A 25,661-nucleotide genomic window follows, 5' to 3' on the forward strand; every position below is an offset into this window, starting at 1 on the left:
TTCGTCTCCGTTACACCTTTTCCACATTGACCAGGAACGCCTTAAATTCAGGCGTTTGCGTGTTGGCATCACCGACAAATGGCGTCAGGGTGTTAGCGATAAAGCCTTTCTTCGCCACACCTTCATAACCCCAGTGAATCGGAATACCGATGGTGTCCACTTTCTGGCCGTTCACATCGAGCTGGCGAATACGCTTGGTCACCACCGCTTTGGCTTTGATAAAGCCACGGTTGGAGGAGACTTTCACCGTGTCGCCGTGAGCAATGCCGAGTGAATTCGCGAGCTTTTCGCCAATCTCGATAAACTGCTCTGGCTGCGCGATGGCGTTAAGTACCGCGTGTTTAGTCCAGTAGTGGAAATGCTCGGTCAAACGATACGTGGTGCCGACATACGGGAATTTGTCATGCTTGCCCATCGCTTCCAGGTCACCTTTGAACACGCGCGCCGCCGGGTTAGAAACCACGTTCGGGTGCAGCGGGTTGGTGCCAAGCGGCGTTTCAAACGGCTCGTAATGTTCCGGGAACGGCCCTTCTGCCATCTTGTCGATAGCAAACAGACGCCCTAAACCTTCCGGCTGCATGATGAACGGCCCAACGTCAGTGCCAGGTGCGGCAGTGCTGTAGTCGGCAATATCCGCGCCGCTCCACTTCGCGCCATCCCAGGAGATCAGGCGGCGTTTTTCATCCCACGGTTTACCCGCTGGATCAGCAGAAGCACGGTTATACAGAATGCGGCGGTTGAGCGGCCAGGCCCAGGCCCAGCCTAGCGTGTTACCCAAACCAGACGGGTCAGCGTTATCGCGGCGTGCCATCTGGTTGCCGTCTGGCGTCCAGGAACCGGCGAAAATCCAGCAGCCACTGGAAGTAGTGCCGTCATCGCGCAGTTGTGCGAACGAGCTAAGCTGCTGACCTTTTTTCACCAGTACCGCGCCGGTTGCCGGATCGACCACGTCCTGCAACGCTTTACCGTTGCTTTCCATCGCCACTTCTTCCGGAGCCGGGTTGTCTGGCGTCTGGTAATTCCAGGTCATGTTCAGCACTTGCTCAGGCAGCGCACCGCCTTCGCTTTGGTACATATGGCGCATGCGGCTAAAGATACCCGCAAGGATTTCGCCGTCGTTCAGCGCTTCCCCTGGGGCATCCGCACCTTTCCAGTGCCACTGCAACCAGCGGCCGGAGTTAACGATAGAACCGTTTTCTTCAGCAAAGCAGGTGGATGGCAAGCGGAACACTTCGGTCTGGATTTTCGACGGGTCGACATCGTTAATCTCGCCGTGGTTTTGCCAGAAGTTCGAGGTTTCGGTGTTCAGCGGGTCGATGGTCACGAGGAATTTCAGCTTCGACAGTGACGCAATGACCTTGTTTTTGTTCGGGAACGAGGCGACAGGGTTAAAGCCCTGGCACAAATAACCGTTCACCTTGCCCTGGTTCATCATCTCGAAATATTGCAGGACGTCGTAGCCCTTGTCCCACTTCGGCAACCAGTCATAACCCCAGCTATTTTCCGCTGTGGCTTTGTCGCCGAAGAAGGCTTTCATCATCGAAACGAAGAATTTCGGGTAGTTGCCCCAGTAGTTGACCTGGCCTTCCAGCAGCGGTTTCGGCGTGTTGGCAGCAAGGTAAGTCTGGAGGTCAGGCTGTTTTTCATTCGGCAGCGTCATGTAGCCTGGCAGGCTTTGTGACAGCAGGCCGAGGTCGGTCAGACCCTGAATATTGGAGTGGCCGCGCAGGGCGTTGACGCCGCCGCCTGCCATCCCCATGTTGCCGAGCAGCAACTGAATCATCGCCATGGTGCGAATGTTCTGCGCGCCCACGGAGTGTTGCGTCCAGCCCAGCGCGTACAAGAACGACGCGGTTTTATCTTTTACGCTGGTCGCTGCGATGTATTCACAGACCTGGATGAAGTCATCTTTCGGAGTGCCGCAAATATTGGAAACCACTTCCGGCGTGTAGCGAGAAACGTGCTCTTTGAGCAGGTTCCACACGCAACGTGGATGAGTCAGCGTCAGGTCGCGTTTGGCGAAGCCTTTTTCGTCCAGCTCATAGTTCCAGGTGGTTTTGTCGTATTTACGATTTACCGCGTCATAGCCCGAGAACAGGCCGTCATCGAAGCTGTAATCCTCACGCACAATCAGATTGGCGTTGGTGTAAGCCTCAACGTATTCACGGTTGTATTTATTGTTATTGATCAGGTACAGCAACACGCCAGACAAGAAAGCGATGTCTGAGCCGGAACGAATCGGGGTGTAGAAATCCGCCACCGAAGCGGTACGCGTGAAGCGCGGATCGATAACAATCAGCTTCGCACCGTTGTGGATTTTGGCTTCCATCGCCCAGCGGAACCCGACTGGATGCGCTTCTGCCGCGTTTCCACCCATCACAATAACGAGATCGGCGTTCTTGATATCAACCCAGTGGTTGGTCATCGCACCGCGACCAAATGTTGGAGCAAGACTTGCTACCGTTGGTCCGTGTCAGACACGCGCCTGGTTATCTACGGCTAACATGCCGAGGGCGCGGGAAAATTTCTGGGTTAAATAGCCGGTTTCATTACTGGAAGCGGATGCGCACAACATGCCGGTGGAAAGCCAACGGTTAACCGTGGTTCCCTGGTCATTCTGGGCAATAAAGTTGGCATCGCGGTCAGCTTTCATCAGTTTGGCGATACGGTCAAACGCCGTTTCCCAGCTGATTTGTTCCCATTTATCCGAGCCTGGGGCGCGGTAAGACGGGAATTTAAGACGGCTTTCGCTGTGGATGAAATCCACCAGCCCTGCGCCTTTAGGGCAAAGTGCACCACGGTTTACCGGATGGTCCGGGTCGCCTTCAATATGGAAGATAGATGCTTTGGCATTTTTCGCGCCGTCACCGAGGCTGTACATCAATAGCCCGCAACCGACGGAACAGTATGTGCAGGTATTACGCGTTTCACGGGTACGTAGTAATTTGTATTGCCGTGTTTCCGCCAGTGCAACGCCCGGGGCAAAACCCAGTGCCGCTGCTGTAGTCCCTGCCATACCGCCAGCACAGATCTTAAAGAACTGTCTTCTGCTGACCTGCATGGGTGCTCCTTGTTTCGACATTTTCACATGACTTATAGGTGTATTTTTTTTGCGGTCTGCGCCGCAAAAGTCCACAATCAAACCGAACTGGAAATATCCCCTACTCCAGAAGGGTTAGTGTTTCCAGAATACCACATTAGAATTAAGGCTGTTCCAATCAGGTTAAGACAAAGTGAACAATTCCAACCCAAATCAAAGCAAAATTGTGAACGCCGTCACTGGTGCGCGGACTATCGAGCTATGGCAACGCCAGGATTTGCTCGAGTCCAAAGACGACTGGCTGGCTGAAGAAGTGCCAGTAGCGCTGGTCTACAACGGTATTTCTCACGTGGTCATGATGGCCTCGCCCAAAGATTTGGAACTTTTTGCGCTCGGTTTCTCTTTATCTGAAGGGATTATTGAATCTCCGGCAGACATTTATGGAATTGATGTTTTATCCGTTTGTAATGGCTTAGAAGTGCAAATTGAGCTTTCCAGCCGCCGTTTTATGGGCTTGAAAGAGCGCCGACGCTCCCTTGCCGGGCGCACCGGCTGTGGCGTATGCGGTGTGGAGCAGCTCAATGATATTGGTCGCCCGATTACCCCGCTGCCATTTACGCAAACCTTCGATTTAAACCAACTTGATGCCGCCTTAAACCAGATGCGCGAATACCAGCCGGTCGGGCAACTCACGGGTTGTACTCACGCCGCACTTTGGCTTGATGCAAACGGCACCATTCTGGATGGCAGAGAAGATATTGGTCGCCACGTGGCATTAGATAAACTGCTCGGTGCACGCGCTCGCGAGGCCTGGCACAACGGCGCGGTTTTAGTCTCAAGCCGTGCCAGCTATGAAATGGTGCAAAAATCGGCCCAGTGCGGCGTCGAAATTCTGTTTGCCGTTTCTGCCGCGACAACGCTTGCCGTAGAAGTGGCAAGCCGCTGCAATTTGACGCTGGTTGGCTTTAGTAAACCAGGTCGAGCCACGGTTTATACGCACCCGCAGCGGCTGCGATAATAATCACCTGTTTCAGCATTCGTTTTTAATGGTTAGCGGGTAACGGGTTAGCCGCAAAGTAACGCCATAAACTGCGGGTAGCTCCTGATGCGTTCAATCTCATGCGCATCGTAGCGGTTTAACGCATTAGCTAAATAGCTGAAAATCTTTAGCTCCTGGCGCAATGCAGTGCTGGTGCAGGCTAACAACAGATGGGCAACAGACTCGCCGTTAATCATCACCGGGTGTTTAAGGCAAATAAAATAGCTGCGAAATTGATTGCTCGATTCACTCCAGCAATGGGGGATGGCGATATGATTGACGACCAGGTTTTCCCCTTCAGTTTCTCGTTGATAAACACTGTGCGCATCATCCTTATTTAAAAGCCCCCGCTTCACTAACCTGGCACAGATATCTTTGATAATGGTTAGCCACTGATCACCCGGAGTGTTGGCATAAACAAAACTGCACTCCTCAGGGATAAATTGCGGTAGCTTTTGTTTTATCAATGAATAATCCAGCTTCTCTTTCACGAGATTAATGCCTGCCGGATTAATAATATTCTTGATAACCAGCATTTCCGCCACGAGTGTATCCAGTGGAAAAGCGCTGTTATTGATAATCAGCGCGGGAGTCATTTCTTCGCACAATGCGTACAACTCCGCAGGGTGGAGCGCGATAACCACCCGGCAATTATGCAACTCACGTTCAATAGCCAGTTGATTGATAGTGGCGATGGCATTTTGCTCGGCGAGCAAAACAATGGTGTGCTTTTCACCCTGGTTGCGTTCCAGCGCACAGGCGAAATACAGGCCTATCAAATCGCTGTCATAAATTTCAATATTCAGCCGCTGCCTGATTTGGTTAATCAGCCCGATGCTGAGATCAAACGCCACTGGCCACGCTGCCTTCAGGTTGTTCATGGACCCTTGACGGCTCTCTTGTAACCATAAAGGCCGCGCCGCACACCGCGCAATATGAGCAGTCAGGTCATCAATCAGTTGCTGATCCAGTTCCCCCAAACCGTGGCTAATCAATAACTCATTCGTCAACTCGCCTATCACTGTGGTGGTGACTTGCGAAGCACTGTCTTGCAGCGCTTTTACCAGGGAATCGGCTTCCTTCAGCGCGTCATGCGAAAGGTACAGTCCAGCGGCTTCGTAAGCAGCATGGAAAGTCTGGCTGTTGCCTGCCGGTACCGAAGGCGATTTTTGATTTCGCAGCGCGTAAACCGCCAACAACAACGTTGCGCAGTATTCAGAGTTATCGCTGATGCCTTCAATATTCTGTTGCAGAACCTGAAAGACCCGGCTTTCAAGGTTGAGACTGGCACAGACTGCCGACGGTGATTTTTTGATTAAATTAGCCAAAATGATCAGCTTCTTTCGGCGCGGCTCATCAATATAGTGCCCGGAGTTTGGCCTGCTGGTGATCCTGAAGCACCGTGAGCTTCGCTGCTTGAGCCGTGCGAGTTGATCGTTAACGATTTTCTCAGGCAAATTGAGGGCTTCTGCCAGTTGCAGCCGTGTGGTGTACAGGTTCGTGAGTAAGACAAAAAGCATTTTGTCATCGTTATCATGGCGCTGTAACTGCATGAAATAACGGTTTCTGTCGAAAATATCTAACTGATAGCCACTACCGTTAGTGCTAATGCGTGCCGCATCGCTGAGAGTAAAATTCAGGTAGTCGATATCGCGCAGCACAGTTCGGCTGGAGACATTTCCCCCGCTCGCCAACTCCTTCATGGTCAGGTTCTGGTTTTCCAGTCTTTCGAGCAGGGACAACTGACGTTCACTAAGCATTGATGGCGTACCGGGTTGAAGAAAACATAACCACTTTTGCGATTCGCCCGGAGAATGGCAAGCATCAAAAAACGGGTTTGCGAGATACATTCCAGAACTTACGCAATCCCGTAATTATCTTTAAATATAAGTATTTACCTCATCAATAAATGAAGCGTTAATTCTATTTAGAAGATGATGAATCATGCTAAAAGCCGCTGCATAATCGTTCCCGGAAATCATCGAACTATTCGCGTGCAGATAACGTGTTGGCAGGCAAATGGACACTACCGGGCGGCCTCCTCCCATCACATTAAAACGCCCGCCGTCTGTGGCCCCCGTTTTCATTGTGCAAAACTGCACGGGCGCGCCTACGGCTTCACTACTTTGCTTCAGCGCTGCCACCAGCTTTTGGTTGGGGAAATAACGTTTATCAAACAGCATTACCGCCGGGCCGTGGCCAAGTTTGAGCGGGAATTTAATGGGGTCGATGCCGGGAATATCCCCTGCCACGGCGGTATCCAGCACAATCACAATATCCGGTTTAACAAATTCGGCAGACGTTTGAGCCCCGCGCAGACCGACTTCTTCTTCAACCGTCGCAATGCCGTAAAGCGTGATGTCAGGGTTATTAACACTCTCAAATAACTCCGCCATTAATGCGCAACCCGCACGATTATCCAGCGCTTTCGCGGTGATTTTATCTTCACCCCAGCGGGCAAAATTGGCCTCTGGACTAATGAAATCCCCAATAGCGATGCCGCGCGAACAGACTTCTTCCCGACTGCTGGCACCGATATCAATAAACATTTCTTCATGCGCCATCGGCTGCTGTTTTTGCTTTTCACTTAAGGCATGAGGCGCTACGGAACCAATCAAACCGGGGATTTTCTCACCGCCACGGGTTCTGATTGTTACGCGGTGATTCAGCATTGACTGGTTCCACCATGACCCAATGGTATCGAACCAAATAAAGCCTTGTTCGCTGATGTGTTTCACCATAAAACCGACTTCATCCATATGGCCGACTATCGCCACTTTCGGGCCTTTATTGCCTTTGCAGGCGATAAAACTGCCCAGCCCATCGAACGTAATTTCATCCGCGAAGGGGCGTAGTTGGCGCGCCAGAATTTGGCGGACTTCATGTTCGTCACCACTGACTGCGCTGGCGTCACAAAGCTGTTTTAAGAAGTTAAATTTCATGAGCAACGTCCTGTTTTGCTGCGAGTTTACGAGCGCTATGTTTAAGCCAGGCGCCTTTGAGCACAATAATCAGCGTGATGTTCAACGCCAGTCCTGCGGCAAGCACCGCATAAAATGGAATGACAGGAGACATCAAACCAATCAGCGGGTCGAATACGCCAAGGCCCGGAGCCAGGCGTTGAATACCAAAGGCAATAACCAACATTCCAGTGATCCCACCGCTTAAAGTATTCGCGGTAATCATCGGTAACGGTGCAGCCAGCGCATACGGTATTGCAGGTTCGGTTGCCACGGTAGCCCCCACCACAATCGCGCTGCCTGCGGCGTCTTTTTCCTGCTGGGTAAACAGTTTTGGCGCAATAAAGGTGGCGATACCGGCAGCCATCGGCGGCATTAATGCCACCACGCCGACAATCGCGTACCAGTCATAAATGTGTTTTTCGAGCAGTGAAAAGCAGAAGAACCACGCAGTTTTGTTGATTGGCCCACCCATATCAAACGCCAGCATGGCCCCAACAAGGAACGCCGCGCCCAGTTTCATCGACGGTGGAATGGTATTCAGGAAATGCAGCAGCCCGTCCATGATGCTCGCCATAAACGGCCCGACGACGTAATACGTCAAAACACCAAACACGAAAAGCGTAATGAAAGGGATCAGCATCGAGCCAAGCAGAGGTTGCAGCGCCTTGCCAAGTTTGACCTTACGGAAGTAACGAACGAAATAACCAATCGCCAGGCCGAGCACGACCGCGCCCAAGAATCCCGCGCCAGATTGAGTGCCGAGTAAACCTTTGTCATTTGCGAGGTAACAGACGATAAACGCCGGAGCAAACGCGGGTTTATCGCTAATTGACCAGGCGATATATGCGCCCATTATCGGGATCATAAATTTGAAGCCAAGATAGCCGATGGACTCGATAATCCAGCTAAACGACGGCGCGCCTTTGCTCATGTCCTGATACGGCAGGCCAAATTGCACCAGCATATTGGCGATTGCCACCAGAATACCGCCGCCAATCACGAACGGGAGAGCGGCTGAAACACCTGCCATCAGGTGACTCATCACGCTGCCCTGCCTTACTTCCTGATTTCCCAGTCTCACGCCGCTATCTGCCGCGAAAAGTTTTGAATGCGTCGGTAATTGTTCAAAGATCTGATTAATGTTTTTTAGCGCTTGCGAGATAGGCAACTCATACACTTTTTTCCCGGCGAAACGGGCGCGATCTTCTTCGTTTAATCCGCGCCCAATAGCGAGAATAACGTAGTCCGCAGCGGCGATTTCGCTGTCCAACAGGCGGTTTTCGACTCCGTTTGCACCTTGTGTTTCAACTTTAATGACATGCCCAAGCGAACGGGCTTTTTGCTCCAGCGCCTCAGCCACCATGTAGGTGTGGGCAATCCCCGCCGGGCAGTTTGTTATAGCGACAAGTTTGAGAGGGGCTTCCATGGCGTGTTCCTCAGGCTCAGGAGAGAGTTTGGTTGAGCAGCGCGACGACATCCTGCGCATTGCCGGTTTTCAGCTGTTGGATAAAATCCTGGTGAATAATTTTGCGGCACAATGTGGAAATCACATTCACCTGTTCTTCGCCGCCGATCTCGGGAATGCCGATGCAAATCCAGCAGTTAACCCCTTCGCCATCCATCGCTTTCCAGTCAATATCCAGGGTGCTTCTGGCGAACAAAACAAAAGGTTTTACTACCGCAACGCTTTTGCCGTGGGGAACCGCCACACCAGAACCAAAACCCGTGGAGTGGTTTTGTTCACGCAGCAATAGCGTTTGCATAAAGGCTTGTTTGTCATTGATGTAGCCAAGATCTGCCGCCATTGCAGCAAGGTTTTTCAGCACTGAATAAGCGCTGTTGCCGCCAATATTGAGGTTTACTGCATTGGCATTGAGGAAGGACATCTGTTCGCTCCATCGAAGATTCAAAGCGATAGTGTAGAAAGTTAAACGCCTGCAAATAACAGCGGATATGTCACAGACCCGGTGACATATTTGCGACTCTTAATCACGTTATTCTGTGGACGGGTACACATTGTTGCGGGAAACTAGCTTTCAGCTCCGCCACTTACTCACCAGACACGGATTTTTATGTCGCTTAAAGCCATCGCCAAACAACTCGGACTTTCTGTTACTACTGTCAGCCGCGCGCTGAACGGTTATGACGATGTATCGCAAGAGACAAAAGCACGTGTCGAAGCCGAAGCACAGCGCCGTGGTTACCGCCCAAATACCTTTGCCCGCCGCCTGAAGATGGGGAAAATTGATGCCGTTGGGCTGGTTTTTCCTGTTCATCCCGTGCCGCTCAATAACAGCGTCTTTATGGACATGGTCGGCGAAATTAGCCGTGAACTGGCGCAACATGAAGTGGATTTACTGCTTATTGCCGATGACGATAATGCCGATCGGCACGGATTTATGCGCATGGTGCAAGGCCGCCGTGTCGATGCGCTGATTGTGGCTCACACGCTCGATAACGATCCACGTTTGCAGCAGCTACAATCTGCCGGTTTTCCGTTTTTGGCACTGGGTCGCAGCCAACTGGCTCAACCCTACGCATGGTTTGATTTTGACAACCACGCTGGCACATTTAATGCGGCTAACCATCTGATTTCACTCGGACATGAGCGAATCGCGCTGCTTGGCGAAAATAACTACCAGGCGTTTATCACGCAACGCCGCAACGGCTATCTTGATGCACTCGCAAACCACCAGTTATGCACGGATTATCTACGCGAAGTGCCACCAACCCGCCGCGCGGGTTACAAAGCCGTGCAAGAGTTAATGGCGTTACCTTCGCCACCCACGGCGATAATTACCGACTGCAACTCGCATGGCGACGGTGCCGCGATGGCATTGCAACATATGGGATTGCTGACGGGTGAAAACCGCGTGTCCCTCGTGGTTTATGATGGTTTGCCAACAGACAGCATTGTCGAAACTGACGTCGCCGCCGTGATTCAATCGACGCGTGAAGGTGTCGGAAAGCAAATTTCAAGCATGGTGCTGGGCCTGATTTCCGGCCAACCTATCGATTCCCTGCAAATACTTTGGCAACCGGAATTTTTTCCCGGCGTCACCACTAATCCTCCAGCCTGATTTTCACTGATTTTATAATCACGATCACATTACCGAAACGTTTTGGTTGGCATCCGAAACGTTTCGGATCAACAGTAATGACATCACTTTCCCGGAGATGCCATTCATGGAACCGATTTATCATCGCTTAACCAGCGCCCAAAGCGACATCGTTATAAGAACCCAACCTTTCGCCGAAATTGTCTACTGGGGCCAGCATCTTGTGCACTTTTCACCGCTAGATTGCGCCAGCCTGGATCGCCCCATCGCCAATGGCCGCCTTGATATTGATACGCCGATAACCTTAGGTGCAGAACTCGGGCGCGGTCTGTTTGGCTCGCCGGGGATTGAAGGCCATCGCAACGGCCTGGATGCCTCCCCTATCTTTACCACCACGCAGGTGGAACAAAACGGCCAGAATTTAACGATCACCGCTGAGGATAAGCAGGCCGGTTTGCGCCTGATTAGCGAGCTTCGTCTTGATAGCAGCGGCGTGTTGCAAATTCGCCATGGGCTGACCAACTTACGCGCGACTCCGTGGCAAGTGGATCGCCTGGCTATCACTCTGCCCATTGCTGAACGCGCCCTGGAAGTCATGGCGTTTCATGGGCGCTGGACACGTGAATTCCAGCCACACCGCATTCGTCTCGAACACGACAGCTTCGTGCTGGAAAATCGCCGGGGGCGCACCTCGCATGAACATTTCCCGGCCATGATTGCGGGAACGGCCGCATTTAGTGAACAGCAAGGCGCTGTGTGGGGCGTGCATTTGGGCTGGAGCGGCAACCATCGTCTGCGCTGCGAAGTGAAAACGGATGGCCGTCGTTATCTGCAAGCCGAAGCGCTGTATCTGGCGGGGGAAATGGCGCTGGGTGAAGGCGAAACGCTGCACACGCCGTGGCTTTATGCCAGCCATTCTGGCAATGGGCTGAACGGTATGAGCCAGCAATTTCACCAATTCCTGCGCGAACAGGTTATTCGCTTCCCGGAAAATAAGCCGCGCCCGGTGCATCTCAATACGTGGGAAGGGATCTATTTCGACCATAACCCGGAATACATCATGCAGATGGCGAGCCGCGCCGCCGAATTGGGCGTGGAGCGTTTCATCATTGATGACGGCTGGTTTAAAGGCCGCAATCATGACCGGGCAGCGCTCGGCGACTGGTATCTTGACGAGCAAAAATATCCGAATGGTTTGATGCCGGTTATCAACCATGTGAAGGCATGCGGCATGGAATTTGGTATTTGGGTCGAGCCGGAAATGATTAACCCGGATTCCGATTTATACCGTGCGCATCCTGATTGGGTACTGGCGCTGCCGGGCTACGAGCAGGCAACCGGGCGTTACCAGTGGGTGCTCGATCTTAGCAATCCACAGGTGTTCGATTATCTTTTAGAGCGCATGAACTGGCTGCTGGGCGAACATCCGATTGATTACGTGAAGTGGGATATGAACCGCGAGCTGGTTCAGGCGGGGCATAATGGCAAAGCGGCAGCGGATGCACAAACTCGTCAGTTTTACCGTCTGTTGGACGAACTTAACCGCAAATACCCGCATGTTGAGTTTGAATCCTGCGCATCGGGTGGCGGTCGAATCGACTATGAAGTGCTAAAACGCACCCACCGTTTCTGGGCCTCAGACAATAACGATGCGCTGGAGCGTAATACCATCCAGCGCGGCATGAGCTATTTCTTCCCACCAGAAGTGATGGGCGCGCACATCGGTAATCTGCGTTGCCATGCCACCTATCGTCAGCACAGCATTGAGTTTCGTGGCCTGACAGCCCTGTTCGGGCACCTGGGTATGGAGCTTGACCCGATGACGGCCGACGCTGCCGAAAGCGCAGGTTACGAGCGCTACGTGCAACTCTACAAACAGTGGCGACCGCTGCTGCATACCGGCAAACAGTGGCGCGTGGATATGCCAGATGCCACAACGCAAGTGCAAGGTGTCGTTGCGGAAGATAAGTCTCAGGCGCTGTATTTAGTCAGCCAACTGGCGATGCCGGATTATACGCTCGCCGGTAATTTGCGCGTGCCAGGCCTCGACCCGGCGGCACGTTATTGCATCACGCTGCTCGACCATCCGCAAATCAGCGTGGTGGGCAAAGGCGGTCATACCATGCGCAAGCTACCGGGCTGGATGGAAACAACGCAAACCGTTAGCGGGGAATGGCTGGCGCAGGCCGGATTAGCCCTGCCGATCCTCGACCCGGAAAGCGCCATTTTGATTGGCTTTGAACGCGTGTAATACCATGACATCGGGGCGGCACACGCTGCCCCATCAAGTTTGTCCCTTTGAGGAAAACACAATGAGCATGCCTGCCTGTACCCATAAAAATAACCCTAATTTCTGGATTTTTGGCCTGTTTTTCTTTCTCTACTTTTTCATTATGGCGACCTGTTTCCCGTTCCTGCCCATCTGGCTTTCGGACGTAATCGGCCTGAATAAAACGCATACCGGGATCGTGTTTTCCTGTATTTCTCTGTTTGCCATTCTCTGCCAGCCCGTTCTGGGGATCATTTCCGACAAGCTTGGGCTTAAAAAGCATTTGCTGTGGGTCATAACCCTGATGCTGTTCTTCTTCGCCCCTTTCTTCTTGTATGTTTTTGCTCCGCTGCTAAAAGCCAATATCGTGCTCGGGGCGCTTGCTGGCGGGATTTATATCGGTTTTGTATTCTCTGCCGGTTCCGGCGCAATTGAGGCGTATATCGAGCGTGTGAGCCGCAATAGCTATTTTGAATACGGTAAAGCGCGGATGTTTGGCTGCCTGGGCTGGGGGTTGTGCGCTTCCACCGCAGGGGTGTTATTTAACGTTAATCCGGCGTTTGTGTTCTGGATGGGTTCAGGTGCGGCCGTGATTTTGATGGTGCTGTTGCTGGTCGCTCGCCCACAGGCAAACCAGACCGCGCAGGTTATGGATTCTTTGGGTGCCAATCAGCGCCAGATTTCTGCAAAAATGGTCTTTTCGTTATTTAAAATGCCCAAAATGTGGATGTTCATTCTCTATGTAGTGGGTGTGGCATGCGTTTACGACGTCTTCGATCAACAGTTTGCGACCTTCTTTAAAACCTTCTTTGATACTCCGCAGCAAGGCACCCAAGCCTTCGGTTTTGCGACCACTGCCGGAGAAATTTGCAACGCGATTATTATGTTCTGCTCGCCGTGGATCATTAACCGCATCGGCGCCAAAAACACGCTGCTGATTGCCGGGGCGATCATGACCACGCGTATCATCGGCTCGGCTTTCGCCACCTCCGCGTTTGAAGTGATTGCACTCAAAATGTTGCATGCGCTGGAAGTGCCGTTCCTGTTGGTTGGGGCATTTAAATATATTACCGGCGTGTTCGACACCCGCCTGTCAGCCACGATTTATTTGATTGGTTTCCAGTTTGCCAAACAGTCCGCGGCGATTTTCCTCTCGGCTTTTGCCGGAAATATGTACGATAAGATTGGCTTCCAGGATACATACCTGATTCTGGGCGGTATCGTGCTGACCATCACCGTCGTGTCAGCGTTTACCCTGTCAAATCACAGAGTCCCGCTCCCACAAACTGCGGCAGCTCCGGCAAATTAAGGAAGAAAGAACATGTCAGTACGAAGAAAAATGGAAGTTGGCGAGCTGTATACGGACCACTGCGAAGGGTTGCCGGAAGAGCGCCGGGCAGGCAAAGAGTTGGTCTATGACTACAACATGACGCGCCCTTCGCAAGAAGCTCACCGTGCCGAACTGCTCCAGCAATTATTTGGCAGCGTGGGCGAAAATTGCTGGGTCGAGCCGCCCATCCGCGTGGCTTATGGCAACCACACGCATATCGGCAAAAACTTTTACGCTAACTTTAATTTCATCGTGGTGGACGATGCCACGGTGACGATTGGCGATAACGTGATGGTTGCCCCCAATGTGACTATTTCTACCGCCGGGCATCCGATAGACCCGGAGATCCGCATCACCGGGCAGCAGTTTTCTTTGCCCGTCATCATTGAAGATAACGTGTGGCTGGGAACGGGCGTCATCATCAACCCCGGCGTGGTGATTGGCCGCAACAGCGTGATTGGCGCGGGTAGCGTAGTGACAAAATCTATTCCGCCAAACGTGGTTGCCGCAGGCGTGCCTTGCCGGGTGCTGCGTGACATTACCGTGGAAGATAAATTGTCTTTTGCTGGTTAGAATGCCCTTTTAAATGATGAAGACGGATGGCTTATCCGTCTTCACGCTTATTTCTTTTAGACATCTAAATTAAACCCTTCCCTTTTCAGCCATATAAAAATGCGTTAGCAGTCACATTTTTGAAAGCTAATAATCCCCCATCAAAACCAAGTACACGCTGATATTATTAGTTTTCACCCGCCAAGATTAATCCATTGAAATATAAAATATTTTCAACAAATGTTTTGTTTTCCGCAATTAATTAGCTGTGATTCATATCACAAAAAAAGCCCCTAAAAACCCTCTGTCAATGACCTCCAGGCTTAAATGAATCCTGCTTTTGTGACATCCATTGCAAATTCAAGTCTTGTTTAAAGGGAAAAATGTCTGCAAGCAAATAAACGAGGCGAGCGTCATGAGAATCGGCATGGTAATTAGCGGCGGTGATGTCACGGGAATAAATAATTTTGTTTTTCAGATTTCCCGACTGGCACAAGCAGAAATCGTTTTGTTTAACGGTGGTATTCCAGGTTTATTGCAGAATAATCACCAGGCTATTTCCGCACGGGATCTAGTGGATTTTTCTGTTGCTGCCATTCCGATTATGTCTTCAGGCAGAACTCATCGTAAATTAATGGGTAGCGAATATGAAACCATCGCAAAACAGTTAAAAACCCTGCATATCGATGTGCTTATTATGGCAGGCGGAGACGGCTCCTTACAGTTTCTGAATAACCTTAGCGAATATGGTGTGAATTGTTTCGGTGTCGGTATGACTATCGACAACGATGTTTACGGCAGTGATTACACCATTGGTTTTTCAACTGCCTGTGAACAAGTCATTAAAGAAGTCGGCAAACTGCGTAATACAGGTCGCGCTTTGCCAGGGCGGGTTTTTATGGTTGAACTGCTCGGCGGCTACTGCGGTGAATTGACGCTGCAATCGGCGATTAAAAGCAATGCTGATTTTGCGCTCATCCCCGAATGCCAGCAGTCGTTGAGCGAACTGGCACACAAGATTAGCGCACGCCTTGAGACACAAAACAGCGTCGTAATCCTTTGCTCTGAAGGTTACACCAAAGAATATTCCCCCGGTTTCCAGGGGGCGATTGACACCATGATTAAACAACTTGAGCCAAAAATTGGCGTACGAATTCGTAAGTCAATTATTGGTTATAGCCTGCGTAACGGTGACCCTACCTGCGAGGAAATTTATCAGGGCACAATTATGGCAGGTGAAGTCGTTCGTTGTATCCAGTCCGGTATGAGAAATAAAGCCATTATTATTAATTCGAGTAACAAACCGATCCCTATAGATTTAATCAGTATGCAAAAACGCCTCGTCGACACCGAAGGGCATCATTATAAATTAGCGAAGCAGCTCAATATTATTTGAGGAGACTTTCAATGCTTAAAATTCTTTGTGTATGCGGCTGTGGTTTAGGTTCCAGTTTCGCCATTGAAATGGCTGCAACTGCGGTACTTAAAAAACTTCAAATCCCGGCAGAAATTGATCACACCACCGTATCAGAAGCGGGGGCCTTTAAATCTGACATTATTTTAACGCAAAAAACCTTCGCCGATATTTTAACGGCCGATGCCAGCGAAGAGGAAATTAAACGCGTCATTGTGCTGCACCGTCTCACGGATAAAGACGAAATCGAACAAAAGATTGTCGCCTTTTTAAAAGAACGCAATGTGAAGGTATTCGACCATGAATAGCATCATTAACTTTATTGTTAAAGACCTGCTAGGACAGGCATCAATATTGATTGCCTTTATTGCCATGCTCGGTCTTTTGCTGCAAAAAAAATCGAAGGGTAAAGTCGCGGAAGGGACGTTTAAAACGCTGCTTGGTTTTTTAATCATGATGGCGGGTATCAACATTATTGTTGATACGCTGACTTTCCTGAACGACATCTTCACCCACGGTTTCGGTATGAAAGGCTACATCACCGATGTGGCCGCTATTGCCGGCCTTGCAAACCGTGAGCTGGGTTCCGAAGTGGCACTCACGCTGATGGTGATATTTATCGTCAACATCATCATTGCCCGCATCACGCCGTTTAAGTACATCTTTCTCACCGGGCAAGCACTGCTTTGGATGGCAACGATTGGTGCAGTTATCGGCTATAAAGCCGGGCTGACCGGGCTACCGTTGATTCTTACTGGCGGGATCTTCGGCGGAATTATGGCGGTGCTGATGCCTGCCCTCGCCCAACCTGTGGTACGCCGCATTACCGGTTCTGACGATGTCGCTCTGGGCCACTTCTGCACTATTGGTTATCTGGTGCAGGCTGCGGTGGCGAAAGTTGTCGGCAAGGGTTCTAAATCTACCGAAGACCTGGTGCTACCGGATAACTTCAAATTCTTGCAGGACACTTACCTTTCGATGGCCGTGGTGATGATCCCTATGTACCTCATCCCGGCGCTGGCGGCAGGCCCGGAATACATCGGCCAATACTCCAACGGCGTGAATTACCTGATGTTTGCGTTTATGCAGGCAATTCAGTTTGTTGCCGGGGTATTCGTGCTCTATAGCGGTGTGCGTTTGCTGCTTAACGAACTGGTGCCTGCGTTCCGTGGTATTGCGATGCGCATCGTACCGGATGCCAAACCGGCGCTGGACTGCCCGGTGCTGTTCCCTTACGCCCCCAATGCCGTAATTGTTGGTTTCCTTGCCACAACTGTCGGCTCCATCATCGGCATGATTGTCTTCCCAATGTTTGGCCTGGCGATGATTCTGCCTGGCTTGTTGACCAACTTCTTTGCTGGCGGCACCGCTGGGATTTTCGGTAACGCAATGGGCGGCAGACGCGGTGCAATCATCGGCGGCGTAGTACATGGACTGTTTATTACCTTCCTGCCAGCCATCCTGGTGCCAATGCTTGAAAGCTACGGCTTTACCGGTGTGACTTTCAGTGATTCTGATGTGATCAGTAGCGGCCTGATTTTGGGACATGTATTCCAGAATAACTGGACGTTTGTCGGCTTATTCATCCTGTTCGTAGCGCTTATCGCCTGGTTCGTGAATGGCAAATCAACCAAACCTCAAGAGGAAAAAGCACATGAGTCTGTATAACTTCCCGGATTTATTACAGGTAGCCAAAGAGCGTAAATTTAAAGCGGTAGGCTCCTTTAATTTGCATTGTCTTGAAATGCTGCCCGCTTATTTTAAAGCTGCCAAAGCAACCAATAGCCCGTTAATGATTCAAATTTCTACCGGGACGGCGGAATATTTAGGTTATCGTTTATTAGTAGATTCCATTCGTTCTTTATCCGAAAGCCAGCAAATACCCACCTGCTTGCATCTGGATCACTGCTCAGATATTGAGTCCATTAAAACAGCCATCGATGCCGGGTTTAGTTCAGTAATGTATGACGGTTCCCATCTGGACATGGCAGATAATATTGCTAATACCCGTAAGGTTATTGATATTGCTCGCCCGCGAAATATCTCTGTAGAAGCAGAATTAGGCGCGATTGGCGGCTCAGAAGATGGCAAAGCGGTTGCCATGGAAGATATTTGCTTTACCACCACCGAAGACGCCAAACGCTTTGTTGATGAAACCGGGGTGGATATGCTGGCGGTATCCGTCGGTACGGTACACGGCCTGTATACCGGCAAAGCGAAAATTCAGCATCAACGCCTGGCGGATATCAGCGAAGTGACCAAAACCCCGCTGGTACTGCACGGTGGCACAGGTGTCAGCGATGAAGATATGCGCCGCGCCGTCGCCGGGGGCATTGATAAAGTCAACGTCGGTACTGAAATGAACGTGCAATGGGTTGGACACTGCAAAGAAACCTTCGAGAAGGGCAAAGTGAATGACAGTGTGCGCAAATTTTTAATACCGGCAAATGATGCAGTCGCTGCTGTATTAATCGAAAAGATCGCATTATTTAAATAAAGCAGGCGTTATCCTCTACTCTTCATTGTAACCCTGGTTGCGTGGCAACCGTCGGGCGGGAGCTAGCTATGTTTGGATCTTTAAAAAAACTTTTTCACAGTGATAATTCGGATACGGCGCAATATGATATTCAAGCCGTACAACTTGAAACTGAATTAACTGCTCTGGAAAACACGTTAACGGAAAACCCAAATAATGGCGAAACACAAAAAGCATTAATGTTGCGCTATAACCAGGCGTTACAAGTTTTTGCGAAGAGTAAAACACACCGTCAGCATATCGATGCTTTATTTGTCAAAATTGATGAGCTGAGAAATATTATTCGTAAGAATATTTAGGGAGAACTCATGGCCATTAAAGAGTTATTAATTGAAGCGCAAGCAATACAAGTTGGCGTGCGCGAAACGGACTGGAAAAAGGTGATTAGACTGGCGGCTCAACCGCTGGTTGATAATGGCTATATCCTGCCCTCCTACTACCAGGCAGTAATTAATAACACCCTTGAGCATGGTGCGTATTACGTTTTTGAAGAGGGCGTCGCCATGCCCCACGCTCGCCCGGAATGCGGGGTGATAAAAAATGGCTTCAGTCTGGTTTTGCTTGATGAGCCCATCGCCTTTGCCGACAGCGAAAAGGCCGATATCGTGATTATGTTTGCCGCCTGCGACAGCAACGGGCACATCGAAGAAGGTATCCGCGCGATTGTGAATTTGTTGGGCGATGATGATGTGATGGCAAAACTGCGTCGGGCAAAAGGTAAGGAAGAGGTGATCGCAATATTATGAGCCAGACCACGCGAACACAGGGCAAAACGGTGGTACTTGTGAACGGCGTACCCGCCTCAGGAAAAAGCACTATCGCCCGTTTGTTGTCCGAACATTTTGCGCTACCGATTCTGACCATTGATGGCATAAAAGAGCCTTTTATGGCCCAGTTCGATGAAATTGATCGGCCATTCAACCGCCGCCTCGGAAGTGCCGCTTATGAGGTCATTTGGTCGATAGTGGCCGATAGCCCAATGCAATGTGTCTTTATTGTCGATGCATGGTTTGGCTTCCAACCGAAAGAGGCGCTTGAACGATATCTTGAGCAGGCGGGCGTTACCCGGGTTCTGGAGGTATGGAACCAAATTCCTGGCCCCCTCGCCGCCGAACGCTATGCGCAGCGGCTTGGCGTAAGACGCCACGGGCACCCAGGGGAAGAATATCTGCCGGAGTTGGTAAAACTTGCGGATAACGCAGAACCGATGTCGCTTGGGCCGGTTTACACCGTGGACCACCGCGAGCCGATAGACAGAGCCGGTCTCGTGGCATGGCTGGATAATGGAATGGGCCAATAAGGGTGAATTTTCCCGGCTATACAGACTCCACTTTTTCCCCATTCTGCCGATAACTTAAACACGCGCCAGGGCGACTACCCGCCAGGTTACCGAGCAGAGGTTTAAATGGATAGTTTTCAAAAAGATATTGATGAAAGGGCTAACCTGGCGTTATCCAACAAATTTGAGCTGTTGTTGTTCCGCTTAGGAGAAGGCCAGCACGGCGGGAATTCTGAGCTGTATGGCATCAACGTTTTTAAGCTACGTGAAATTGTGCCGATGCCGAAAATTAACCGTGCGGCGGGAATGAAATCGCCCCTGCTGGGCATGGCGAATATTCGCGACCAGTTTATTCCGGTCATCGACCTGCCAGCCGTTACGGGTTGCACGCCACAAACTGGCTTGAATTTATTGCTGATAACCGAGTACGCCCGCAGCACACAGGCATTTGCAGTGGAGTCGGTAGAAAATATTATCCGCCTCGACTGGAGCCAGGTTCACGCCGCCGAATCCGGTGTGAGTAGCCGCAATATCACCAGTATCGCTTCACTCAATAGCGACGAATACAAAGGCGAACTGGCGCTGGTACTCGATGTTGAACAGATTCTTTACGACATTATTCCTTCCGGGCGCAAAGTCGATATGGCGGCCATCGAAGGGAACACAAACCCTCTGAAACCGGGTGCTGTCGCGATTGTTGCCGAAGATTCAAAAGTCGCCCGTTTGATGCTTGAGCAAGGCCTGAAAGGCATGGGTATTCCGGTGATGATGCATTCCACGGGTTTAGAGGCCTGGGAGAAAATAAAAGTGATCGCCGCAGAAGCCAAGGCCGCTGGCCAGCCGATCACCGACCGCATTGGTATGGTTTTAACGGATATTGAAATGCCAGAAATGGACGGATTTACCCTGACGCGAAATATCAAAACAGATATCACGTTAAAACACATTCCGGTGGTGATTCACTCGTCGCTTTCAGGCAGCGCCAACGAAGATCACGTCCGCAAAGTGGGCGCGAACGGCTATGTGGCGAAGTTCGATGTGAAAGAGCTTTCACAAGTGATTAATAAAGCGCTGGAAGGTGCGGTGGTTTAAACAGGCGAAAAGGGTGGATTGGCGCTGAGGTTTATCCCCCCTACAAAACCTGTTTATTACCTGTTACTTCCCCACCCAGCTATTTTTTATTTTGAATTTGTCTGCGCGGTTGTAGCTGCACGAAAAGTTAAACGCTTTGCCATCTTCAAGTTTGGTCACACCAGAGACTTTGAGCATTGGTAAACCTTCAGAAATCGACAATAAAGCGGCGAGTTCTTCATTGAACAAATCGCCTTCAATAACCGAGTTATAAAACTTAATTTTTTTGCCGGTGTATTTTTCGATGTATTCATATAAAGAGCCATGCTCTAGCACTGAGCCTGGAATGGTTTCGATAACATCACTATTTATCCATGAGTCTTCAACCAGCACCGGGACACCGTCAATTAAACGGATACGTCGAATAAAATGCACCCGCTGTTCTGGCTGCATTTCCAACTGCTGCGCGACCCACTGCGGCACTTGAATTTGTTCATGTTGAACAAGCTGGCTGGTGATTTTCGCCTGCTGACCAAATTCACGAGAAAAGCCTAAAATAGAATCCCCGGTACCGCTGTTGAGCATATAGACATTGTCTTCAATCACTTTCGTGACATACATTCCTTTGCCATGGATTCGCTCGATAAACCCTTCCTGTTCAAGGATATGCATCGCTTTTTGTAGCGTCACTCGCGTGACGCCATATTGCACGGCAAGCTCTCTTTCTGACGGGATTTTCTCGCCAAGCTGGTAGCGATGGCTGAGGATATCATCCTGAATACTCTTCTTTATTTCTATATATCGCGCAGCCATAGGGGTTATTTCCGGGTGTTATCATCCAGCCATTAGTGTACCACTTCAGCTAACAACTCTGCTTCCTGCGCTTCAATAGCCAACTGTTTTACTTCCATTATTCTGAAGAACGGATAGTAGATGATTGTCGAAATAATAATCATGCAGCCCGACCATATTGCCGCAGGAATATTCCCGCCGGTGGCAAAATACGCATTCAGAATGGGTGGCATCGTCCAGGGGATTTGGAATACCGGCCTGCCAATAATGCCGAAATCCATCAGCAGATAAGAGCAGGTACAAATCACCATGGGCGCGACAATCAGCGGGAACATCATGATTGGGTTGAGGACCATCGGCACGCCAAATATAACCGGTTCGTTAATACAGAAAATCGACGGCCCAAAAGAGACGCGGCCAATGGATTTGTAATAACGGCTTTTAGACAGCAGCATTGCCAGCACTAAACCCATGGTGGCACCCGATCCACCGGCACAGATAAAGAAGTTATAAAACCCTTCGGCGGTTATGTGTGGAACGGGCTGGCCACTAAGATATGCCTGAGTATTTTCAGCAATAAATTTTAAAAATATCGGGCTGGTGATCCCGGAAAGTACGTTGGTGCCATGAATGCCGCAGCTCCATAACAACGAAATAAGCGCTACCAGAATTAACATACCAGGCAACGTATCTAAACCGTGAACCAGTGGGCTGAGCAGCAGAGTAAAGAACGCGTTGATATCAAAATTCAGAATCACGCGTACAAACCAGACGATCGTAAGGCATACCACTGCGGGTACCAGACTGATAAACGATTGCAACACGGCGGGAGGAACACCTTCTGGCATTCGGATATAGATTTTGTGCGTGATAAAAAAGCGTACGGTATAGACCGTAAATATCGACAAAATAATGGCTGAGAATAACCCCGCGGCCCCAAAATTATCGACGTTAATTTTATAATGGCTATCGAGTTGCGCGAGAACAAAAACCGCTACCGTAATACAACAACAACTTAGACCATCAAGGTTGTATTGTTTTGCCAGGTTATAACTGATGCCAATCGCCGCGACTAAACCAATTATCCCAAAAGTTGCCTGTACCGGGACACTGAGTTTATCCGCATAGGCTCCAAGAAACTCACTCCAGCCCGGAATGGGTAAGTTAGCAATAATCAGAAACAGGCTTCCGGCAATAATAAATGGCAATGTAAAAGCGATACCGTTACGAATGGCGACCAAAATAACGTTATTGCCGAGCTTCATTAAGACCGGAATAACTCTGTTTTCCAGAAAGCTTTGCATGAAATATTCCTTTAATGACTATTCATCCATGGCGAGAGTGTATTGCGGCAAGAAGTCTCGGTTAGCGGCTAAATACTCCTTGAGTATATTCTCCGCAACCGCCACGGACGGCACTAACGGGTGAGCCGCCAGCGCCAGCAAAGCCGTATGTTTATTGCCGGTCATTGCCGCTTCAATGGTCAGTTCTTCAAAGGCTTTAACACTCTGAACTAGCCCACGAATGCGGGCTGGCAAGCGCCCGTAAGCCAAAGGACGTGCGCCCTGTTTATCAATCAGCGCATTGGTTTCAATGACTGCGTCATCCGGCAAATCAGGCGTTGTCCCTCGATTGGCGGTATTAACGACATGTACCTCTTTTTTATTGTTATAAAGCGCGCTGATAATCGAGCAGGCAGTGTCGGAATAATAAGCGCCGCCCCGGTTTGAGAGTTCCGGGGGTTTTTCGCAAAGCTCAGGGTTGCGATAAATTTCAAACAGGGCCTTTTCAATTTGCAGCGAACGTTCGCCACGAGTACCGCCTTGATTTAATTCCTCCAGTTCATGCTCAACCATTTCCCGATTTAAGTAGAAATACTTTAAATAGGAGAGTGGATATACATTCAGCGCGCGGATAAACTCAGGCGGTAAACCCACATCAGGGATATTTTTTAATTTATTGTCACTCGCTCCCTGCGCAAGTTTCTCAATAAAATCAGCGGTAATATCTTTGCCATGCAGAGTAATTCGGTCGGCAAAAATTAAATGGTTCAGCCCCATAATTCTGGCATCAATTGCCTCGCGGCCCACGCCGTAGGTTTTCGCGATATCCATCATCATGCTGTTTGCACCGCTACAAATCCCCAGAGATTTGATTTTGCTGTGCTTCTCAATGGCCTCAGTCACAATCCCTGCCGGATTAGTGAAGTTGATTAGCCAGGCATCCGGGCAGAGCGTCTCCATCTCTTTGCAGATTTCCAACAAAACCGGAATGGTGCGCTGCGCCTTCATAAAACCGCCAGGACCAGTGGTTTCCTGGCCCAAAACACCATAACGCAGGGGGATCTTTTCATCCTGAATACGTGCGGCAAGCTGCCCGACGCGAATTTGTGTAGTAACGAAATCGGCATCTTTTAACGCCAACTGGCGGTCGGTGGAAAGGTGCACCGTCATGGGAATACCCGATTTTTTCACCATTCGCTGGGCGAGTTGACCGACGATTTCCAACTTTTCACGGCCTGTTTCAATATCCACCAACCAAAATTCGCTAACAGGAAGTTCAGCGTGTCTTTTAATAAATCCGTCTATGAGTTCCGGCGTATAACCAGAACCACCGCCAAGAGTAACTATCTTTAATGGCTTCATGATGCTTCCTTTTTTTAAATTAAACTGGCATATGCCAGTTTGCAAAAAAGAAAATATCACACTCGTTGAGAGCAACTTTGGATATTTGTCACATATTTAAAAGGGTTATTGATAACCTGAAAATCGGCAAAAAATCCCCGACCGGGGCCGGGGAATAGATTCAACTTGTTTGGAAAAAGGTCTTACTCTAAATAAAACACCTCTTTCAGCTCCACACTCACCGGGCTGTTATCGGCATTGCTCGGCATGATTTCGCTCATATGCTTCCACCAGCGCTGGCAAACTTCCGTTTGTGCGACCGCATTCCAGCGAGCTTCGGACTCTATTTCTACCGTGGCAAAAAGTAGGTTGCGCTCCGCATCAAGATAAATAGCGTAGTGATGAGCACCATGCTGTTTAAGTACCGCTTCCAGCTCTGGCCAAATCGGCGTATGGCGACGTTGATATTCTTCATGGGCATCTGGATTTACCTGCATCACAAAAGCTTTGCGGATCATAGCGCCTCCATATACAGCTCACGCACTTCCTCACGTGTTGCCGGGCGTGGATTACACCCTGCGCATGGGTCAGCCAGAGCGTTATCCAGCCAGCCTTCGATATCTGCAGTTTGAATTCCAAGCTGGCTAAAGCCAGATGGAATGCCGACGCGAGTAGAAAGCGCACGAATCGCCAGAATCGCCTCAAAGCTGGCTTCTTCTTCGTTCATATCCTGAGTATTTACGCCCATCGCTGCGGCAACTTTCGCAAAACGTGCAACGGCTTTCGGGCGGTTAAAGGCTTCGATAACTGGTAGCAAGATCGCGTTGCACACGCCATGCGGCAGGTTGTGCGTCGCACCCGGTTGGTGAGCCAGCGCATGTACCAGGCCAAGGCCGGCGCTGTTAAATGCCATGCCCGCCAGGTATTGCCCGTAAGCCATCATTTCACGCGCTTCGAGGTTGTGCCCTTCGTCGACTGCTTTTGGCAACCACTGGCTAATCAGGCGGATAGACTCCAGTGCGTTAGCATCAGTTAACGGATGAGCTGCAACGGAAACATAGGCTTCAATGGCGTGAGTCAGCGCGTCCATGCCGGTTGCGGCGGTCACGCTTGCCGGGATATCGAGCATCACGCTGGCGTCATCCACGGCGATATCCGGGATCAGATTGGTGTCGATAATCACTTCTTTCACGTGGCGCACAGAATCAATGATTACCGCATTGCTGGTCATCTCCGCTGCAGTGCCTGCGGTGGTGTTAATCGCCACCAGCGGTACGCCAGGGTTGGCGACTTTGCCTACGCCAGAATATGCGGTGGATGGGCCAGGGTTTGCCGTCAGGATTTTCACCGCTTTGGCGGTATCAATCGGACTGCCGCCACCGAAGGCAATCAGGTAATCGCAACTTGCCGCCTGGTACGCGGCAAAACCTTTCTGCACCAGTTCTTCGGTCGGGTTCGGGAACACTTCATCGAAAAGTTCGTAAGAAAGTTGATGTTCATCGAGCGCACTAAACAGGCTGTCGAGCAGGCCCATTTTCACCAGTTGCCCGTCGGTAATAATCAGGGCTTTTCCCCAGGGTTTAGCGGCAATTAATTTCACCATATCGCCGATGGCACCTGCGCCGTGAAGGCTGATTTTTGGTAAAGCCAACATAAAGCTCATTACTATTCTCCTTAATATTGATGTTTTATA

At 50.3% G+C, this 25,661-nt stretch carries 23 protein-coding genes; 13 read left to right on the forward strand and 10 right to left on the reverse strand.

Annotated elements, in window-relative coordinates:
- Positions 1 to 10: 10 nt before the first annotated feature.
- Complete coding sequence (gene fdnG, locus GBAG_RS19105) at positions 11 to 3,061, reverse strand: formate dehydrogenase-N subunit alpha (protein ID WP_156104914.1); 3,051 nt, start codon at positions 3,059 to 3,061, stop codon at positions 11 to 13.
- A gap of 172 nt (positions 3,062 to 3,233) precedes the next feature.
- Between fdnG and fdhD the strand changes: the two genes are divergently transcribed.
- A complete protein-coding gene (gene fdhD / locus GBAG_RS19115; protein WP_034499268.1) occupies positions 3,234 to 4,058 on the forward strand; it encodes a formate dehydrogenase accessory sulfurtransferase FdhD in 825 nt (274 codons plus the stop codon).
- Between the two features lie 47 nt (positions 4,059 to 4,105).
- On the opposite strand, the gene GBAG_RS19120 is transcribed toward fdhD, so the two are convergent.
- The 4 genes from GBAG_RS19120 to GBAG_RS19135 all read right to left on the reverse strand — a co-directional run bounded on the left by GBAG_RS19120 (position 4,106) and on the right by GBAG_RS19135 (position 8,928).
- Positions 4,106 to 5,839: a putative frv operon regulatory protein gene (locus tag GBAG_RS19120; protein WP_034499271.1), complete on the reverse strand. Its 1,734-nt coding sequence runs from the start codon at positions 5,837 to 5,839 to the stop codon at positions 4,106 to 4,108.
- Between the two features lie 120 nt (positions 5,840 to 5,959).
- Positions 5,960 to 7,021: an aminopeptidase gene (locus GBAG_RS19125; protein ID WP_034499274.1), complete on the reverse strand. Its 1,062-nt coding sequence runs from the start codon at positions 7,019 to 7,021 to the stop codon at positions 5,960 to 5,962.
- Complete coding sequence (locus tag GBAG_RS19130) at positions 7,011 to 8,468, reverse strand: PTS fructose-like transporter subunit IIBC (protein WP_034499275.1); 1,458 nt, start codon at positions 8,466 to 8,468, stop codon at positions 7,011 to 7,013. Before GBAG_RS19130 ends, GBAG_RS19125 begins: the two co-directional genes overlap by 11 nt.
- A gap of 16 nt (positions 8,469 to 8,484) precedes the next feature.
- Positions 8,485 to 8,928 carry a PTS fructose transporter subunit IIA gene (locus tag GBAG_RS19135; RefSeq protein ID WP_034499277.1) on the reverse strand — a complete coding sequence of 148 codons (444 nt, stop codon included), beginning with the start codon at positions 8,926 to 8,928 and terminating at the stop codon, positions 8,485 to 8,487.
- Between the two features lie 186 nt (positions 8,929 to 9,114).
- Here GBAG_RS19135 and GBAG_RS19140 point away from each other — a divergent pair, with 186 nt between their 5' ends.
- The 12 genes from GBAG_RS19140 (at position 9,115) to GBAG_RS19195 (ending at position 20,573) form a co-directional block, all read left to right on the forward strand.
- A complete protein-coding gene (locus tag GBAG_RS19140; RefSeq protein ID WP_034499279.1) occupies positions 9,115 to 10,122 on the forward strand; it encodes a substrate-binding domain-containing protein in 1,008 nt (335 codons plus the stop codon).
- Between the two features lie 106 nt (positions 10,123 to 10,228).
- The gene (locus tag GBAG_RS19145) at positions 10,229 to 12,352 is read left to right on the forward strand and encodes an alpha-galactosidase (protein ID WP_034499282.1); all 2,124 of its coding nucleotides are present in this window, start codon (positions 10,229 to 10,231) and stop codon (positions 12,350 to 12,352) included.
- 61 nt (positions 12,353 to 12,413) lie between these two features.
- On the forward strand, positions 12,414 to 13,679 hold the full coding sequence (locus tag GBAG_RS19150) for an MFS transporter (RefSeq protein ID WP_034499289.1): 1,266 nt from the start codon (positions 12,414 to 12,416) through the stop codon (positions 13,677 to 13,679).
- A gap of 12 nt (positions 13,680 to 13,691) precedes the next feature.
- Positions 13,692 to 14,273 carry a maltose acetyltransferase domain-containing protein gene (locus GBAG_RS19155; RefSeq protein ID WP_034499291.1) on the forward strand — a complete coding sequence of 194 codons (582 nt, stop codon included), beginning with the start codon at positions 13,692 to 13,694 and terminating at the stop codon, positions 14,271 to 14,273.
- 394 nt (positions 14,274 to 14,667) lie between these two features.
- Positions 14,668 to 15,648 (forward strand): 6-phosphofructokinase, encoded by a 981-nt coding sequence (locus GBAG_RS19160; protein ID WP_034499293.1) that lies wholly within the window; start codon positions 14,668 to 14,670, stop codon positions 15,646 to 15,648.
- An 11-nt stretch (positions 15,649 to 15,659) separates the two neighbouring features.
- Entirely contained in the window at positions 15,660 to 15,974 is a 315-nt protein-coding gene (locus GBAG_RS19165; RefSeq protein WP_034499295.1) for a PTS sugar transporter subunit IIB, read from the forward strand.
- On the forward strand, positions 15,967 to 17,334 hold the full coding sequence (locus GBAG_RS19170) for a PTS sugar transporter subunit IIC (RefSeq protein ID WP_034499297.1): 1,368 nt from the start codon (positions 15,967 to 15,969) through the stop codon (positions 17,332 to 17,334). The genes GBAG_RS19165 and GBAG_RS19170 overlap by 8 nt, the downstream gene beginning before the upstream one ends.
- Positions 17,321 to 18,163 carry a class II fructose-bisphosphate aldolase gene (locus GBAG_RS19175; RefSeq protein WP_034499299.1) on the forward strand — a complete coding sequence of 281 codons (843 nt, stop codon included), beginning with the start codon at positions 17,321 to 17,323 and terminating at the stop codon, positions 18,161 to 18,163. The genes GBAG_RS19170 and GBAG_RS19175 overlap by 14 nt, the downstream gene beginning before the upstream one ends.
- A 68-nt stretch (positions 18,164 to 18,231) precedes the next feature.
- A complete protein-coding gene (locus GBAG_RS19180; protein ID WP_034499301.1) occupies positions 18,232 to 18,501 on the forward strand; it encodes a hypothetical protein in 270 nt (89 codons plus the stop codon).
- Between the two features lie 9 nt (positions 18,502 to 18,510).
- Positions 18,511 to 18,948, forward strand: a complete 438-nt coding sequence (locus tag GBAG_RS19185) for a PTS sugar transporter subunit IIA (protein WP_034499304.1) — start codon at positions 18,511 to 18,513, stop codon at positions 18,946 to 18,948.
- Complete coding sequence (locus tag GBAG_RS19190) at positions 18,945 to 19,502, forward strand: P-loop nucleotide/nucleoside kinase family protein (RefSeq protein ID WP_034499305.1); 558 nt, start codon at positions 18,945 to 18,947, stop codon at positions 19,500 to 19,502. The genes GBAG_RS19185 and GBAG_RS19190 overlap by 4 nt, the downstream gene beginning before the upstream one ends.
- Positions 19,503 to 19,607: 105 nt before the next feature.
- Positions 19,608 to 20,573: a chemotaxis protein gene (locus tag GBAG_RS19195; protein ID WP_034499308.1), complete on the forward strand. Its 966-nt coding sequence runs from the start codon at positions 19,608 to 19,610 to the stop codon at positions 20,571 to 20,573.
- 63 nt (positions 20,574 to 20,636) lie between these two features.
- Here the strand turns inward: GBAG_RS19195 and GBAG_RS19200 are convergent, their stop codons facing one another.
- From GBAG_RS19200 to fucO, 5 genes are all read right to left on the reverse strand, one after another.
- Positions 20,637 to 21,365, reverse strand: a complete 729-nt coding sequence (locus GBAG_RS19200; RefSeq protein ID WP_034499309.1) for a GntR family transcriptional regulator — start codon at positions 21,363 to 21,365, stop codon at positions 20,637 to 20,639.
- Positions 21,366 to 21,397: 32 nt separating this feature from the next.
- Positions 21,398 to 22,648 carry a PTS sugar transporter subunit IIC gene (locus GBAG_RS19205; protein WP_034499311.1) on the reverse strand — a complete coding sequence of 417 codons (1,251 nt, stop codon included), beginning with the start codon at positions 22,646 to 22,648 and terminating at the stop codon, positions 21,398 to 21,400.
- An 18-nt stretch (positions 22,649 to 22,666) separates the two neighbouring features.
- Entirely contained in the window at positions 22,667 to 23,989 is a 1,323-nt protein-coding gene (locus GBAG_RS19210; RefSeq protein ID WP_034499313.1) for a 6-phospho-beta-glucosidase, read from the reverse strand.
- Positions 23,990 to 24,171: 182 nt separating this feature from the next.
- Positions 24,172 to 24,486 carry an L-rhamnose mutarotase gene (gene rhaM / locus GBAG_RS19215; RefSeq protein ID WP_034499315.1) on the reverse strand — a complete coding sequence of 105 codons (315 nt, stop codon included), beginning with the start codon at positions 24,484 to 24,486 and terminating at the stop codon, positions 24,172 to 24,174.
- On the reverse strand, positions 24,483 to 25,631 hold the full coding sequence (gene fucO / locus GBAG_RS19220; protein ID WP_034499317.1) for a lactaldehyde reductase: 1,149 nt from the start codon (positions 25,629 to 25,631) through the stop codon (positions 24,483 to 24,485). The genes rhaM and fucO overlap by 4 nt, the downstream gene beginning before the upstream one ends.
- Positions 25,632 to 25,661: the final 30 nt, after the last annotated feature.

Source organism: Buttiauxella agrestis ATCC 33320, assembly GCF_000735355.1.
Classification (GTDB): domain Bacteria; phylum Pseudomonadota; class Gammaproteobacteria; order Enterobacterales; family Enterobacteriaceae; genus Buttiauxella; species Buttiauxella agrestis.

Coding starts and splice junctions, on each gene's coding strand:
- GBAG_RS19120 (WP_034499271.1), bottom strand. CDS start 5,839: ATGCTTAGTGAACGTCAGTTGTCCCTGCTCGAAAGACTGGAAAACCAG.
- GBAG_RS19125 (WP_034499274.1), bottom strand. CDS start 7,021: ATGAAATTTAACTTCTTAAAACAGCTTTGTGACGCCAGCGCAGTCAGT.
- GBAG_RS19130 (WP_034499275.1), bottom strand. CDS start 8,468: ATGGAAGCCCCTCTCAAACTTGTCGCTATAACAAACTGCCCGGCGGGG.
- GBAG_RS19135 (WP_034499277.1), bottom strand. CDS start 8,928: ATGTCCTTCCTCAATGCCAATGCAGTAAACCTCAATATTGGCGGCAAC.
- GBAG_RS19140 (WP_034499279.1), top strand. CDS start 9,115: ATGTCGCTTAAAGCCATCGCCAAACAACTCGGACTTTCTGTTACTACT.
- GBAG_RS19145 (WP_034499282.1), top strand. CDS start 10,229: ATGGAACCGATTTATCATCGCTTAACCAGCGCCCAAAGCGACATCGTT.
- GBAG_RS19150 (WP_034499289.1), top strand. CDS start 12,414: ATGAGCATGCCTGCCTGTACCCATAAAAATAACCCTAATTTCTGGATT.
- GBAG_RS19155 (WP_034499291.1), top strand. CDS start 13,692: ATGTCAGTACGAAGAAAAATGGAAGTTGGCGAGCTGTATACGGACCAC.
- GBAG_RS19160 (WP_034499293.1), top strand. CDS start 14,668: ATGAGAATCGGCATGGTAATTAGCGGCGGTGATGTCACGGGAATAAAT.
- GBAG_RS19165 (WP_034499295.1), top strand. CDS start 15,660: ATGCTTAAAATTCTTTGTGTATGCGGCTGTGGTTTAGGTTCCAGTTTC.
- GBAG_RS19170 (WP_034499297.1), top strand. CDS start 15,967: ATGAATAGCATCATTAACTTTATTGTTAAAGACCTGCTAGGACAGGCA.
- GBAG_RS19175 (WP_034499299.1), top strand. CDS start 17,321: ATGAGTCTGTATAACTTCCCGGATTTATTACAGGTAGCCAAAGAGCGT.
- GBAG_RS19180 (WP_034499301.1), top strand. CDS start 18,232: ATGTTTGGATCTTTAAAAAAACTTTTTCACAGTGATAATTCGGATACG.
- GBAG_RS19185 (WP_034499304.1), top strand. CDS start 18,511: ATGGCCATTAAAGAGTTATTAATTGAAGCGCAAGCAATACAAGTTGGC.
- GBAG_RS19190 (WP_034499305.1), top strand. CDS start 18,945: ATGAGCCAGACCACGCGAACACAGGGCAAAACGGTGGTACTTGTGAAC.
- GBAG_RS19195 (WP_034499308.1), top strand. CDS start 19,608: ATGGATAGTTTTCAAAAAGATATTGATGAAAGGGCTAACCTGGCGTTA.
- GBAG_RS19200 (WP_034499309.1), bottom strand. CDS start 21,365: ATGGCTGCGCGATATATAGAAATAAAGAAGAGTATTCAGGATGATATC.
- GBAG_RS19205 (WP_034499311.1), bottom strand. CDS start 22,648: ATGCAAAGCTTTCTGGAAAACAGAGTTATTCCGGTCTTAATGAAGCTC.
- GBAG_RS19210 (WP_034499313.1), bottom strand. CDS start 23,989: ATGAAGCCATTAAAGATAGTTACTCTTGGCGGTGGTTCTGGTTATACG.
- rhaM (WP_034499315.1), bottom strand. CDS start 24,486: ATGATCCGCAAAGCTTTTGTGATGCAGGTAAATCCAGATGCCCATGAA.
- fucO (WP_034499317.1), bottom strand. CDS start 25,631: ATGAGCTTTATGTTGGCTTTACCAAAAATCAGCCTTCACGGCGCAGGT.